The sequence below is a fragment of the Streptomyces sp. NPDC058307 genome (assembly GCF_042880295.1).
Classification (GTDB): domain Bacteria; phylum Actinomycetota; class Actinomycetes; order Streptomycetales; family Streptomycetaceae; genus Streptomyces.
Window position 1 is genome coordinate 87,359 of record NZ_JBHVYZ010000002.1, and the last position, 13,826, is coordinate 101,184.

At 70.8% G+C, this 13,826-nt stretch carries 11 protein-coding genes; 7 read left to right on the forward strand and 4 right to left on the reverse strand.

Going from position 1 to position 13,826, the window contains the following annotated elements; translation table 11 throughout:
- Positions 1-67: 67 nt before the first annotated feature.
- On the reverse strand, positions 68-2,644 hold the full coding sequence (gene pepN / locus ACFVYN_RS02270; RefSeq protein WP_389991232.1) for an aminopeptidase N: 2,577 nt from the start codon (positions 2,642-2,644) through the stop codon (positions 68-70).
- Between the two features lie 150 nt (positions 2,645-2,794).
- Between pepN and ACFVYN_RS02275 the strand changes: the two genes are divergently transcribed.
- Entirely contained in the window at positions 2,795-3,286 is a 492-nt protein-coding gene (locus ACFVYN_RS02275) for a DUF1203 domain-containing protein (RefSeq protein ID WP_389991235.1), read from the forward strand.
- Here ACFVYN_RS02275 and ACFVYN_RS02280 read toward each other — a convergent pair.
- The gene (locus tag ACFVYN_RS02280; RefSeq protein ID WP_389991238.1) at positions 3,283-4,299 is read right to left on the reverse strand and encodes an aspartate-semialdehyde dehydrogenase; all 1,017 of its coding nucleotides are present in this window, start codon (positions 4,297-4,299) and stop codon (positions 3,283-3,285) included. The genes ACFVYN_RS02275 and ACFVYN_RS02280 overlap by 4 nt on opposite strands.
- Positions 4,300-4,507: 208 nt before the next feature.
- Here ACFVYN_RS02280 and ACFVYN_RS02285 point away from each other — a divergent pair, with 208 nt between their 5' ends.
- Both ACFVYN_RS02285 and ACFVYN_RS02290 read left to right on the forward strand, forming a co-directional pair.
- A complete protein-coding gene (locus tag ACFVYN_RS02285; RefSeq protein WP_389991623.1) occupies positions 4,508-5,035 on the forward strand; it encodes a sigma-70 family RNA polymerase sigma factor in 528 nt (175 codons plus the stop codon).
- A 1-nt stretch (position 5,036) separates the two neighbouring features.
- The gene (locus ACFVYN_RS02290) at positions 5,037-5,741 is read left to right on the forward strand and encodes a hypothetical protein (protein WP_389991241.1); all 705 of its coding nucleotides are present in this window, start codon (positions 5,037-5,039) and stop codon (positions 5,739-5,741) included.
- Between the two features lie 61 nt (positions 5,742-5,802).
- Here the strand turns inward: ACFVYN_RS02290 and ACFVYN_RS02295 are convergent, their stop codons facing one another.
- Complete coding sequence (locus ACFVYN_RS02295) at positions 5,803-9,096, reverse strand: S8 family serine peptidase (RefSeq protein ID WP_389991244.1); 3,294 nt, start codon at positions 9,094-9,096, stop codon at positions 5,803-5,805.
- 229 nt (positions 9,097-9,325) lie between these two features.
- The gene (locus tag ACFVYN_RS02300) at positions 9,326-9,868 is read right to left on the reverse strand and encodes a CGNR zinc finger domain-containing protein (protein WP_389991247.1); all 543 of its coding nucleotides are present in this window, start codon (positions 9,866-9,868) and stop codon (positions 9,326-9,328) included.
- 122 nt (positions 9,869-9,990) lie between these two features.
- Between ACFVYN_RS02300 and ACFVYN_RS02305 the strand changes: the two genes are divergently transcribed.
- From ACFVYN_RS02305 to ACFVYN_RS02320, 4 genes are all read left to right on the forward strand, one after another.
- A complete protein-coding gene (locus tag ACFVYN_RS02305) occupies positions 9,991-10,434 on the forward strand; it encodes a VOC family protein (RefSeq protein ID WP_389991250.1) in 444 nt (147 codons plus the stop codon).
- A gap of 11 nt (positions 10,435-10,445) precedes the next feature.
- Entirely contained in the window at positions 10,446-11,345 is a 900-nt protein-coding gene (locus ACFVYN_RS02310; RefSeq protein WP_389991253.1) for a pyridoxamine 5'-phosphate oxidase family protein, read from the forward strand.
- Positions 11,346-11,354: 9 nt separating this feature from the next.
- Entirely contained in the window at positions 11,355-11,822 is a 468-nt protein-coding gene (locus ACFVYN_RS02315; RefSeq protein ID WP_389991256.1) for an NUDIX domain-containing protein, read from the forward strand.
- Between the two features lie 210 nt (positions 11,823-12,032).
- Complete coding sequence (locus ACFVYN_RS02320) at positions 12,033-13,802, forward strand: TIGR03767 family metallophosphoesterase (RefSeq protein ID WP_389991258.1); 1,770 nt, start codon at positions 12,033-12,035, stop codon at positions 13,800-13,802.
- The last annotated feature ends 24 nt before the right edge of the window (positions 13,803-13,826 follow it).

A 13,826-nucleotide genomic window follows, 5' to 3' on the forward strand; every position in this document is an offset into this window, starting at 1 on the left:
GTCGGATGACTGGGCCCACCGGCCTGCGGGGGAGACGGATGACCGGGGCCACCCGCCTCCCGCCGTCCTACTGAGCCGCCTGCGCGTCCGCCGCCTGGGCCTTCAGCGCGCGCTCCACGCCCGCGCGGGACTCGGAGACGAGCCGGCGCAGGGCCGCGTTCGGCTCGGCCGAGGCCAGCCAGGCGTCCGTCTTGTCCAGGGTCTCCTGGGAGACCTGCAGCGACGGGTAGAGGCCGACCGCGATCTGCTGGGCGATCTCGTGCGAACGGGACTCCCAGATGTTCTTGACCACCTCGAAGTACTTGTCCGTGTACGGCGCGAGCAGCTCACGCTGGTCGGTCTGGACGAAGCCGCCGATGACGGCCTCCTGGACGGCGTTGGGCAGCTTGTCGGACTCGACGACCTGCGCCCAGGCCTCTGCCTTCGCCTCCTCGGTCGGCCGCGAGGCACGCGCGGTCGCCGCGTGGCGCTCACCCGCCGCGGTCTTGTCCCGCTCGTACTCCGCGGCGATCTCCGACTCGTCGTAGCGGCCCACCGAGGCCAGCCGCTGTACGAGCGCCCAGCGCAGCTCGGTGTCGACGGCCAGGCCCTCGACGACCTGGGATCCGTCGAGCAGCCCCTCCAGGAGGTCCAGCTGCTCCGGCGTCCGGGCCGTCGCCGCGAACGCCCGCGCCCACGCCAGCTGGTGGTCGCTGCCGGCCGCCGCGGACCGCAGGTGGGCCAGCGTGGCGTCGGTCCAGCGGGTCAGCAGGGTCTCGCGGGCGGTGGGGGCGGCGTACAGCTCGATCGCCAGCTTCACCTGCCGGTGCAGCGACTGCACGACACCGATGTCGGACTCCTTGCCGATGCCCGACAGCACGAGGGACAGGTAGTCGCGGGTCGCGAGCTCCGCGTCCCTCGTCATGTCCCACGCCGACGCCCAGCACAGCGCGCGCGGCAGCGAGGACGCGAAGTCGCCGAGGTGCTCGGTGACGAAGGCCAGCGACTGCTCGTCGAGGCGGACCTTGGCGTACGACAGGTCGTCGTCGTTGAGGAGCACGACCGCCGGACGGCGCTTGCCGACCAGCTGCGGTACGGCCGTCAGCTCGCCGTCGACGTCCAGCTCGATCCGCTCGTCCCGCACCAGCTTGCCGCTGTCGTCGTCGAGCTCGTACAGGCCGACCGCGATGCGGTGCGGACGCAGGGTCGGCTCGCCCTTCGCACCCGCGGGCAGCGCCGGGGCCTCCTGGCGGATCGCGAAGGAGGTGATGACACCGTTCGCGTCGGTCTCGATCTCGGGGCGCAGGACGTTGATCCCGGCCGTCTGCAGCCATGCCTTGGACCAGGACTTCAGGTCACGCCCGGAGGTGGTCTCCAGGGCGCCCAGCAGGTCGGACAGGCGCGTGTTGCCGTACGCGTGCGCCTTGAAGTACGCCTGTACGCCCGCGAAGAACTCGTCCTCGCCGACGTACGCGACGAGCTGCTTGAGGACGGAGGCGCCCTTGGCGTACGTGATGCCGTCGAAGTTGACCAGCACGTCGTCCAGGTCGCCGATCTCGGCCATGATCGGGTGCGTGGACGGCAGCTGGTCCTGGCGGTACGCCCACGTCTTCATGGAGTTGGCGAACGTGGTCCAGGAGTGCGGCCACCGGCTGTCCGGGGCGTACGCCTGGCAGGCGATGGAGGTGTAGGTGGCGAACGACTCGTTCAGCCACAGGTCGTTCCACCACTCCATGGTCACGAGGTCGCCGAACCACATGTGGGCCAGCTCGTGCAGGATGGTCTCGGCGCGCATCTCGTACGCGGCGTCGGTCACCTTGGACCGGAAGACGTACTGGTCGCGGATGGTCACCGCGCCGGCGTTCTCCATCGCGCCCGCGTTGAACTCCGGCACGAACAGCTGGTCGTACTTCTTGAACGGGTACGCGTAGTCGAACTTCTCCTGGAACCACTCGAAGCCCTGCCGGGTCACCTCGAAGATGGCGTCCGAGTCGAGGTGTTCGGCGAGCGAGGGGCGACAGTAGATGCCCAGCGGGACCGACTGGCCGTCCTTCTCGTACACGCTGTGCACGGAGTGGTACGGGCCGACGATCAGGGCCGTGATGTACGACGAGATCCGCGGGGTCGGCTCGAAGACCCAGACGTCGTCCTTCGGCTCCGGCGTCGGGGAGTTGGAGATGACGGTCCAGCCGGTCGGCGCCTTCACGGTGAACTGGAAGGTGGCCTTCAGGTCCGGCTGCTCGAAGGAGGCGAAGACGCGGCGGGCGTCCGGCACCTCGAACTGCGTGTAGAGGTACGCCTGCTGGTCGACCGGGTCGACGAAGCGGTGCAGGCCCTCACCGGTGTTGGTGTACGCGGCGTCGGCGACGACCCGCAGGATGTTGCGGCCCTCCAGCAGGCCGGGCAGCGCGATCCGGGAGTCCTTGAAGACCTCCGCCGGGTCGAGCGGATCCCCGTTCAGCGTGACCTCGTGGACCGTGGGGGCGACGAGGTCGATGAAGGACTCGGCGCCGTGCTCGGCCACGTCGAAGCGCACCGTGGTCACGGACCGGTAGGTACCGCCCTCCTGCGCGCCGGAGAGGTCGAGATCGATCTCGTAGGACTCGACGCTCAGCAGCTTCGCCCGCTGTTGTGCCTCTTCGCGAGTCAGGTTTGTGCCAGGCACGCGGTCATCTCCTCGTTATGTGTGGGTTCGGCGGTTCGGTCATCCTTCCACGAACTGCCTCCGGCGGATCGGGGGATTACCCTGCGGTTGCGGGGGCTTCCCGTCCGATTTCCGCCGGTCATCCGTGCCGGGCCGCGCCAGCCTGGTCTCATGACGACCTACACCGCACGCCCCGTCGACCCCGCCGTCCTCAAGGAACTCCGCTCTGCCGACGACGCCGGCCGCCCCCTGTCCCCCTTCCCGGACGAGGAGGGCGGTGCCCCGCTCCGCTGCTGTCTGCGCCGCAGCCGGCCCGGTGAGCGGATCGCGCTCGTCTCCTACGCCCCGCTGCGCCGCTGGGCGGCCGAGACCGGCGCCGAGCCCGGGGCGTACGACGAACAGGGGCCCGTCTTCATCCACGCCGACGAGTGCGCGGGGCCGGACGGGCGCGACGGGTACCCCTTCGACAACGCCCACCGGACGGTCCGGCGCTACTCCGCCGACGGACGCATCCTCGGCGGTGAGCTGGTCGAGGCCCCCGACGACGACGCCTTCCGGAACGCGTTCGACGACCCGTCCGTGGCACTGGTCCACGTCCGGGCCGTCGAGTACGGCTGTTTCCTCTACGAGGTGCGCAGGCCCTCGGTCCAGCCCCTGGCCTAGGCCTTGAGCTCCGCCGCCACCAGCTCCGCGATCTGCACCGCGTTCAGCGCGGCGCCCTTGCGGAGGTTGTCGTTGGAGATGAACAGGGCGAGGCCGTTGTCGACGGTCTCGTCGCGGCGGATGCGGCCGACGAAGGAGGCGTCCTGGCCGGCGGCCTGCAGGGGGGTCGGGATGTCCGAGAGGGTCACGCCCGGGGCGCCCGCCAGCAGCTCCGTCGCGCGCTCCGGGGAGATCGGGCGGGCGAAGCGGGCGTTGACCTGGAGGGAGTGGCCGGTGAAGACCGGGACGCGCACGCAGGTGCCGGAGACCTTCAGGTCGGGCAGCTCCAGGATCTTGCGGGACTCGTTGCGGAGCTTCTGCTCCTCGTCGGTCTCGTTCAGGCCGTCCTCGACGAGGTTGCCCGCGAAGGGCAGGACGTTGAAGGCGATGGGCCGCTTGTAGACCTGCGGCTCGGGGAAGTCGACCGCCCCGCCGTCGTGGGTCAGCTTGTCCGCGTCGGCGGCGACCTTCTGCACCTGGCCGTGCAGCTCCGCCACGCCCGCGAGGCCCGAGCCGGACACCGCCTGGTAGGTGGTGGCGATCAGCGTCTCGAGGCCCGCCTCGGTGTCCAGCACCTTCAGGACCGGCATCGCGGCCATCGTGGTGCAGTTCGGGTTGGCGATGATCCCCTTGGGGCGGTCCGCGATGGCGTGCGGGTTCACCTCGGAGACGACCAGGGGGACCTGGGGGTCCTTGCGCCAGGCCGAGGAGTTGTCGATCACGACCGCGCCCTGCGAGGCGACCTTCTCGGCCAGCGCCTTCGAGGTCGAGCCGCCCGCGGAGAACAGCACGATGTCCAGGCCGGTGTAGTCGGCCGTCGCCGCGTCCTCCACCGTCACACCGTCCAGGACCGAGCCCGCCGAGCGCGCGGAGGCGAACAGGCGCAGCTCCGTGACCGGAAAGTTCCGTTCCTTGAGGATCCCGCGCATGACCGTGCCGACCTGACCGGTGGCTCCGACGATTCCGACCCTCACGGTGACTCCCTATCTCTACGCACGTGACCGAGGCTTTTCCATCATGCGGCCGACCCGGGGCCCCCTGTCCAATTCTTTGCGCCCCATGCCCGAGGAATGGAACGCCGGAGCGTGTGATGTACGCCTCGGGACAACTTTCCGGGGATCCGCCGAACGTTTCCGGGCCCCGCGGCGTCGTAGAGGAAACGCGGTGAGGGGAGAAGTGTCGGTGCTGCGCGGAATCACCCGCCGTGGCCGGGGGGAACAGCGGGAGGACCCCTTGGACGCGGCGCAGGAACGCCGGGTGCGGGCCGTGCTCGCCCTGGGCGGGGTGCCGCAGGCGGACCTGCCGGACGGGGTGCAGCAGGTCCGCCTGCGGTTGCTGGAGCGGGCGGCGAAGGGGTACGAGGCGCCACGGGACGTGTCCGCGTGGGCCGCCGTCGTCGCCTCCAACCTCGCCATGGACTGGCACCGGGCCAAGAAGCGCCAGGACCGGCTGGGGGAGCGGCTGGCCTCGCTGCGCCAGCACGAGCACCCCTCCGGGGAGGACACCAGCGTGCTCTCCCTCGCCGTCGCCCAGGGCCTGGACGAGCTGCCCGACCAGCAGCGCCAGGTCGTCGTGCTGCGGTTCTTCGCCGACCTGCCGGTGCGCTCGATCGCCCAGGAGCTGGGCGTCCCGGAGGGCACGGTCAAGAGCCGCCTGCACACGGCGGTCCGGGCCCTGCGCGCCCGCCTGCACGAGGACGAGGTGGTGTGAGATGACCGCGGAACACGACGGTCTCGACGCCCTGATGGCCGCCATCACCGACGAACCGCTGCCCGAGAGCGCCGCCGACGACCCGGCCCTCCTCGCCGAGCACCGCTCGGCCCGGGCCGATGTCGCCCTCCTGCGCGAGCAGCTGCGGATCATCGGCGAGACATTGACGGAGGCCGCACCGGCCGCGAACCCCGTTCCCCTACGACGCCCCGCCCGCGCCCGGCGCCGCGCACGTGTCCTGGCCTTCGGCACCCTCGCGGTGGCCGCCGTCGCCGGTGTCGTCACGGGTCTCGGCTGGCTCGTGGGGCACAACGGCGGTGCGGACAGTCTGAGCTCGGCCGACTCCGGGTCCTCCAAGGCGGAAGCCGGCGTCCGCTTCGGCAGCCCGGCCTACCTGGCCTGTGCCAGCACGGTCGCCGAGGGCGAGGTCACCGCGGTCAAGGAGCTCCCCGGCCCCGGGAAACTGCAGGTCACCGTGCATGTCACCCACTACTACAAACCGACCCTCGGAGTCCGGGACCTCACCTATGTGATCAGTGAGGGCGACCTCCCCGAACCCCTCGCCAAGGGCACCCGAGTCCTGTTCGGCACGCCCCAGGGGGCACCGGCCACCCCCGACCACTGGGCGGTCGGGGAGCAGGAGATCGCCGTGGTACGGGCCTGGATCACCGCCTCACTGCCGAAGGCACGCGGGCTCACCTGCTAGGGCACGAGAAAGGGCGGGCGCCCCTCGGACGCCCGCCCCTTTGTCGCCGTACGGAGAAGTGTTACGGCGTGACCTTCTCGATCTTCACGTTGCCGACGCCCGCGACCGTGCCGCGCGCGTTGACGAGGCTGACCTGGCCGAAGAACTCACGGCCCTCCGGCGCGGCCGCCAGGGCGGTGACGCTGCCGGAGACGGTCGTCGAGGCGCCCGTGGCGAGCTTCACCGGCGCGTCCGGGACGGTGACGGTGCCCAGGGTGCTGGAGAAGAACACGTCCTGGTAGTCGTACGCGGTGGAACCGGCCGGGACCGAGTAGCCGGCGACCTCGATGGTGTACGTGCCGGCGGCGGGCGAGGCGACCGAGACGGCCTCCTCCGAGTCGCCGTCGGCGGAGGTGCCGACCACGGTGCCCGCCGCGTTGTAGACCGTCAGGTCCAGGTCGGCGGAGGCGTCGGAGACGTTGCCGATGGCGACGTCGAGCGACTTCGCGCCCGCGGGCACCTCGACCGTGGTGGTCTGGGTGGCGCCCTGGGCGATGGTCGGGCGGGCCGTCTTGGACGAGCCGAGCGGGCCGCCGGCCAGCTTGCCGTCGATCGCGGCGAGCGTGTTGGTCACCTTCCAGGAGGCGGTGGCCGGGGTGCCGACCTTGGCCTCGGGGACGGTCACGGTCTCCGGGTCGAAGACCGCGCCGTAGACGGCGACGTCCAGCTTGTACGGGTTGTCGAGCAGCGGCGAGGTGCGGCGCGACTCGACCTCGATCTCCCAGACACCGGCCTGCGGGTCGGCGTAGGAACGGGCGTCGGGCTTGCAGCCGTTGCCGTCGAGGTAGTTGTTGTAGCAGTACGGGGTGCCGGTGTTGTCGACCGGGACGCCGTAGGGGTGGATGGCGATGAAGCGGGTCTGGCTCTTGTCCTTGAGCCCGCCGATCGCGACTTCGAGGGACTTGGCGCCCGCGGGCACGGTCACGAAGTACGACTGGGTGCTGTTGCGCTGCACGGTGTTCGACGCGGTGTAGGTGTACTTCACCGGCGCCGAGACGACGACCGTGGTCAGGATCTGCTGGTCGATGCCCTCCGTCTTCGGGTCGTCGACCTCCAGGATCGCGCTCTTGACGCCCGCGGACCTCGGCTGGGCCTGGACCTTGACGGTCACCGGCTGGTTCAGCGGGAGCCTGACGTCGTCCTTGCCGAGGATCCGGAAGGTGTCACCGGCGTTGTTCGCGAAGTGCAGCTCGTGCGGGAGCGCCTTGTCCGCGCCGGACGTACGGGTGATGGTGACGTCGTACGTCTTCTTCTCGCCGGCCTTCAGACCGCCCTCGCGGTCGTAGAGACCGGTGCCGAAGCCCGGGGTCTTCAGGAGCTGGTCGATCGCGGTGTCGACGGGCGCCTTGACCGTGTAGTCATGGGCCGTGGCGCCGTCCTTGATGGCGTCCCAGGCGTCCACGATGTCGATGAGGCCCGCGCCCTCCTCGTACGCCTGCACACCCTTGATGTGGTCGGCGGTCGAGGTCAGGGCGGTGCGCAGGGTGGCCGGGGTCAGCGCGAGATGCTTCTGCTTGGCGGCCGAGATCAGCAGCGCGGAGGCGCCCGTGGCCTGCGGCGAGGCCATCGAGGTGCCCTGGAGCATCGAGTAGCCGGCCGGCAGCGTGTAGCCCGACTCGGCGACCGGAGAGCCCGGCAGCCAGGTCTGCGTGCTGTTGATGGAGGCGCCCGGGGCGGACAGGGTCGGCGTGAAGCCGCCGTCCTCACGCGGACCGCGCGAGGAGAACGGCATCATCGCGTACTTCTTCTCCACGGCGGAACCGTAGTTGGAGGCCCAGGTCGCCTTGGAGATGGTCGCGCCGACCGAGATGACCTTGTCGGCCAGACCCGGGTCGCCGATGGTGTTCACGCCGGGGCCGGAGTTGCCCGCGGAGATCACCAGCTGGACGCCGTAGGTGTCGATGAGGCGTGTGTACATCAGGGCGCGCGCGTTGCTGCCGTCGTTCAGCGCCGGCAGACCGCCGATCGACATGTTCACGATGTCAACGCCACGGTTGGCGACGAGGTCGATCATGCCCTCGGTCAGCGCCACGTTGGTGCAGCCGCCGGTCCAGGTGCAGGCGCGGGAGGAGACGAGCTTCGCGCCCGGGGCCGCGCCGTTCATCCGGCCGCCGAACAGGCCGTTGGCGGCGGTGATGCCGGCGACGTGGGTGCCGTGCTCGGACTCGATGACGCCGATGTTGACGTAGTCGGCCTTGCTGCCCGCGGCGTCGTAGACGACGTCCTTGCGGATCTCGACGACGAACGGCTGGCGCTCGGCCACGTCGGTCGACGGGTCGTCGGTGCCGAAGTAACCGACCTGGAAGCCGTCCTTGTACGGCTTCATCGGCGTGTCGTCGGCGAAGTTCTGGTTGTTGTTCAGGTCGACCCGGACGGTCCCGGCGGCCTTGTCGTACAGCACGCCCCAGGTGTCGGTGGTGTCGCCGTCCCGGTTCGCGTCGCCCTTGGCGTCGCCGCCCGCGGTCGCGGCCTCACGGAACAGGTTGACCTGGTACGACCCGGCGGGCGCGGTCCACGTGCGGCCGTCGAAGGTGAAGCCCGGGCCGGAGACCGAGGTGGTCATGCGCCGCCAGGTGGCGTCACCGTCGGAGACCGGGTCGGTCGACGTCACCCAGTCGACGATCTTCCGCTCACCGGTGGTGGTCTTCTGCAGCGCCGGGTGGCCGAGGTCCACACCCGAGTCCAGGATGCCGATGGTGACACCGCGGCCGTCCGCCTTCGGGTGGTCCTTCACGAAGTCGACGGCGCCCGTCTCGAAGGACGGGTTGTACGGGTTCTCGGCGGGCGTCTTCGCGCTTGGCGCCGGGTAGGGCTTCGCGGCCTTGTGCGCGGCGCCCTTGGCGGTGTCGGCGCTCGGCGTCGGGTCGTCCAGCGGGATGTCCTGCTTGACGTCGATGCCGTGCACGGAGGACAGCTTCGCGGCGGCGGCGATGGCCGAGTCCGCCTTCGCGGTGGGGACGGTGGCCCGGACGTAACCGAGCTTGTCGTACGTGAGACCCACCAGGCCGCCCTTGACGGCGTCCAGCTCCGCGGCGACCTGCTCGGTCTTGCCGGGGGCGGTGGCGACCATCAGCGTGATGTTCTTGGCGCCGTCGGCCTTGGCCTCGGCGAGCGCGTCCGCGTCGTCCGAACCGAGCTTCTCGTCGGCGGACTTCAGGCCCGGGTCCGACGCCGCGGGGGTGGTGCCCGCGTCCGCGGAGAAGGCCATGGGTATCGGCCCCGCCGCGGAGAGCGCGGCGACCAGTCCGGCGGCCGCGGCGATCCGCGCCACACGTCTCGCGCCCGATATCGGAGGGCGCTGGGGGGTGAAGGTCATCGGCATCCCTTGTAGGTAAAGGAACGAGCGGGTGTGTGACCGGGACCGATCGGTCCTGACCACGGCGATCCGGTATGAAGACCCCGGATGACCGCACAGCTTTACGCATGGGAAGGATGTTTAGGGAGAGTTGACCGAATCGATATGGGTGTATGGGGAAAACCCGCGATGCCCTTTGGAGACATCGGTGAAGTCCTGTGAAAAAGCGGGCAATTCGCCCCAGTGACCCTCAGGCGTCCTTGACGCGCGCGTAATGCCGGGACGCCTTGGCCCGGTTGCCGCAGGTCGCCATAGAGCACCAGCGCCGGGTGCCGTTCCTCGACGTGTCGAGGAAATGCAGCACGCACGACTCGTGGGCGCATGACCGGATCCGGTCCGGCGCGGCGGCGAGCAACTCCAGGTAGTCACGGGCGGCGAGCCAGGCCGGCCCCCAGGCGGGGTCGCTCACCTCGGGGTGCTCGACCGGGCCTCGGGGGGAGAGTGTGATCCGGACCCGCCCGTGCTCCAGTACGGCGTCGACCAGCGGAGCCCCCTCCTCCAGTGACCCGTCCACCGCCGTGCGCAGGGCCTCCCGGGCCTGCCGGACGTGTCGCAGCATCGCGCCGTCAGGGGTGTGACCGCCGTCCAGTCCGGCCGAGTCGAGCCACACCGCGAGCCCGTCGACGTCGGTGAGGAGGTCCTGGAGGGTTCCCTCGCTCATCCACCGCGTGTTGAGCAGATCGAGTGCGAGCGGCTCGCCGGTGAGCGGGCGGGGATCGCGGGGGGCGGACATGCGGGGCTCCCTTCGGTGCTAACCGGTCAAGCGTACGTGACTGGTTGCGCTCACTCTTTCTAACCCCTAAAGTCGCTTACAACGGTTAATCATCCGGGTTACCCAAGCTGAAGGGGACAGCCGTGACCTTGCGCACCGGCCACATCGGCCTGAACGTCACCGACCTCGACCGCTCGCTCGCCTTCTACCGGGACGTCCTCGGCTTCACGCCCCTCGCCGAGGGCAAGGAGGAGGGCCGCCGATATGCCTTCCTCGGCGACGGCGAGACCCTCGTCCTGACCCTCTGGCAGCAGGCGGAACAGCCGTACGGACCCGACCGCGCGGGCCTGCACCACCTCGCCCTGGAGGCGGATTCGATCGACCGGGTCAGGGAGTACGAGCAGGAGCTGCGGGCGTACGGGGTGGACTTCGCGTACGAGGGTGTGGTCGCCCACCGCGAGGGCGCGGGATCGGGCGGCATCTTCTTCCACGACCCCGACGGCACCCGCCTGGAGATCTCCGTGCCGAGCGGCGCCGAGGAGGCGCCGGCGCCCTCCGGTACGGCGCCGACCTGCGGGTTCTTCTAGTCATGGGAGCCATGGGAGCCGTGGGAGCCGTGGGGGTCTATCACGCGGGCTCGCGGGCCGTGCAGGACCGGGTGGGAGTGCGCGAGCAGGCGGATCACGTGGGCCGCTCGGTCGGCCGGGGCATCCGGGAGGTCGCCGCGGCCTTCCTGGAGCTCCAGCCGCTGCTGGTCGCCGGAGCCGCGGACCCCTCGACGGGCCGCGTCTGGGCGTCCCCGCTCACGGGGGCGCCGGGCTTCGTGAGGGCGACGGGCCCGCACCGCGTCTCCGTCGCGGGCGGATGGCTTTCGTCCGACCCCCTCGCGATCGCGTTCACCACCCCCGGCACCCCTGTCGGCACGATCGCCCTCGACCCCCGCACCCGTCGCCGAATGCGCCTCAATGGCCGACTCGGGCCCGCTACACGGGGGTTCGCGATCGAGGCCGACCAGGTGTTCTCCAACTGCCCGAAGTACCTGCAGAAGAGGGAGTCGTACGAGGTCGTGGCGGACCGTCGGCCGGACGAGAGCAGGCGCACCGCCGAACTCACCGATCAGCAGGCCGAGTTCGTCTCCCGGGCGGACACCTTCTTCCTGGCCTCCGTGCACGGGGGCGGCGCCGACGTCAGCCACCGGGGCGGCAACCCCGGCTTCGTGCGCGTCGACGCACCGGGCGAGCTCAGCTGGCGCGACTACCCGGGCAACTCGATGTTCCTCACCCTCGGCAACCTCGCCGCCGACCCCCGGGCCGGCCTGCTGTTCCTCGACTGGACGACCGGCACGACCCTCCAGCTGACCGGCGAGGCGAGCACCGGGTTCGGCGAGGACCGCAGGGTCCGCTTCACCGTACGGGAAGCCGTCGAGACCCCGGCCGCGCTTCCTTTGCGCTGGTCCGCGCCCCAATACTCACCGGCCAATCCGGATCCGGCGCACTAACTTCCTCCTATGCGCAAGACGTTGAGGGTGGCGGCCTACGCCATATGTGTTCGCGACGGACAGATCCTGCTCGCCCGCTGGCTCAAGGACGGCCGGCCGGAGTGGACGCTGCCCGGCGGCGGCATGGAGCACGGCGAGGACCTCCACGACACCGTCCTGCGGGAGGTCGAGGAGGAGACGGGCTACCGCGTCGAGGTGAGCGGCCTGCTCGGCGTGTGCTCCCGCCGGCTCCCGGTCCGCCGCCGCTTCGGCCGCACCGTCGACCACCATGGCGTGGGGCTCGTGTACGAGGTCCGCGTCACCGGCGGCGAGCTGCGCTACGAGGTCGGCGGCTCCACGGACATGGCCCAGTGGCACGACCTGGACGCCGTACCCGCACTGAACCGAGTCCGCCTTGTCGACCAGGGACTGGCGTTGTGGCGGGAGCGGCCGGTGACCGGGCGGCCCGGGGGACAGGAGTCCTACCCCGGAAGATGAACACACGGTGACCGCCCCCGGGCCGTTCGGCGAGCGCTCCCGAACGCCCGGGGTGGGCCAAGATCCACGTACGGTGATCGGCGTTGCCCGTTGCCGTCTCGTTCACGCGCAGGCCATTCCCGGTGCCAAGCATCCAGAGTGAGCGGGAGATTCGCACCAGCGGCTCCCGCGACCACTGCCGATGCAGTTCGCACTCGGGGAGATCGCGCCATGTCGCGCACACGCTCTGTCGCCGGCGCCACGCCGGTGGTCCACCGCCGTACCGTCCTCGCCGCCGCGGGCGCGGCCGCCGTCTCCGCAGGCGTCGGCTACGCCCTGCGGCCCACCGACAGCCAGGCCGCGACGACCGCCGGTGCCGCCGAGGCACAGGTGGCCCAGTCCGTCCACCGGGCCGCCCCGGTCCAGGCCCCCCTCGCCCCGTACACCCGCGGCACCACCGTCGCCTCCGTCGCCGCGCCGCGCACCGGCTCCGGCTCCGGCTACCGGCGCCTCGGCAACGGTCCCGGCTGGAGCCGCAAGGTGCGCTCCGACCTAGCCGCCCCGAAGGCCGGGCGGGCCGGCCGCCGTACCACCCTGGCCGCGTTCGTGCAGCTCACCGACCTGCACCTGATGGACAGCCAGCACCCGCTGCGCCTCGAATACCTGCGATCGACCGACGTGCACGCCTGGCGGCCCCAGGAGGCGCTGACCGTGCCGGGCGCGATCTCACTGGTCGAGCGGATCAACACGCTGCGGGGCGCCCCCGCCACCGGCGCCCCGCTCCAGTTCGCCATGACGACCGGCGACAACACGGACAACAACTCGCGCACCGAGCTCGACTGGTTCCTCACCGTCATGAGCGGCGGCAGAATCACCCCCAACTCCGGAGACCCCCGCCACTACGAGGGCGTCCAGAACAGCGGCCTCAAGCAGTACTGGCAGCCCGAATCGACCACCCGCGACGCCGACAAGCAGCTCGGCTTCCCGCACCTGCGGGGCTATCTCGCCGCCGCCGTCCGGGAGGTGAACAGCCCCGGCCTCGCCATCCCCTGGTACTCCACGGTCGGCAACCACGACAGCCTGCCGCTCGGCTGCTACGGCCACGGCGACTCCTGGCTCGCCGAGTACGCCGTCGGCGGCAAGAAGCTCATGTCGCTGCCCGCGTCCGAGGCGAAGAAGCTCCAGGACCTGATCAGGAAGGCCTCCGACCCCCAGGGCCACGCCTTCCGCGACCTGCTCAAGGCACACGCCCGCAGCATGCGCTCTGTCACCCCCGACGAGCGGCGCGCCCCCTACACCGCCCGCGACTACCTCAAGGCCCACCTCGACCCCGCGCACCGGGGCGTCGGCCCGGTCGGCCACGGCTACTCCACCGCCAACCTCGACGCGGGCACCCAGTACTACAGCTTCCGCATCGCCGACGACGTCATCGGCATCAGCCTCGACACCACCGACCCGGGCGGCCACTACCAGGGCTCCGTCGGTACCTCGCAGCTGCGGTGGCTGGAGCGGACACTGCGGGAGAACAAGGATTCCTTCGCCGTCGTCTTCAGCCACCACACCAGCGACTCGATGGACAACACCCGCCCGGACCCGGCCCACCCCGGCGAGCGCCGGCACAACGGCCAGGAGATCGTCTCCCTCCTCGCCGGCCACAGCAACGTCCTCGCCTGGGTCAACGGCCACATCCACCGCAATGTGATCACCGCCCACTCCGCCCCCGGCGGCCGTTCCTTCTGGGAGATCTCCACCGCCTCCCACATCGACTTCCCGCACCTCGCCCGGGTCATCGAGCTGGCCGACAACAAGGACGGCACGATCTCGGTCTTCACCACCCTGGTCGAGTCCGCCGCCCCCCACCGCACCGACTTCACCGACCTCTCCCAGACCGGCCTCGCGGCCCTCTACCGCGAACTGGCCTACAACGCCCCCGGTTCCAGCGACAAGCTCGGCGGCGCCGCGGGGGACCGGAACACGGAACTGGTCCTCAGGAAGGGCTGAAAACGGCTCAACCGGCCGTACCGG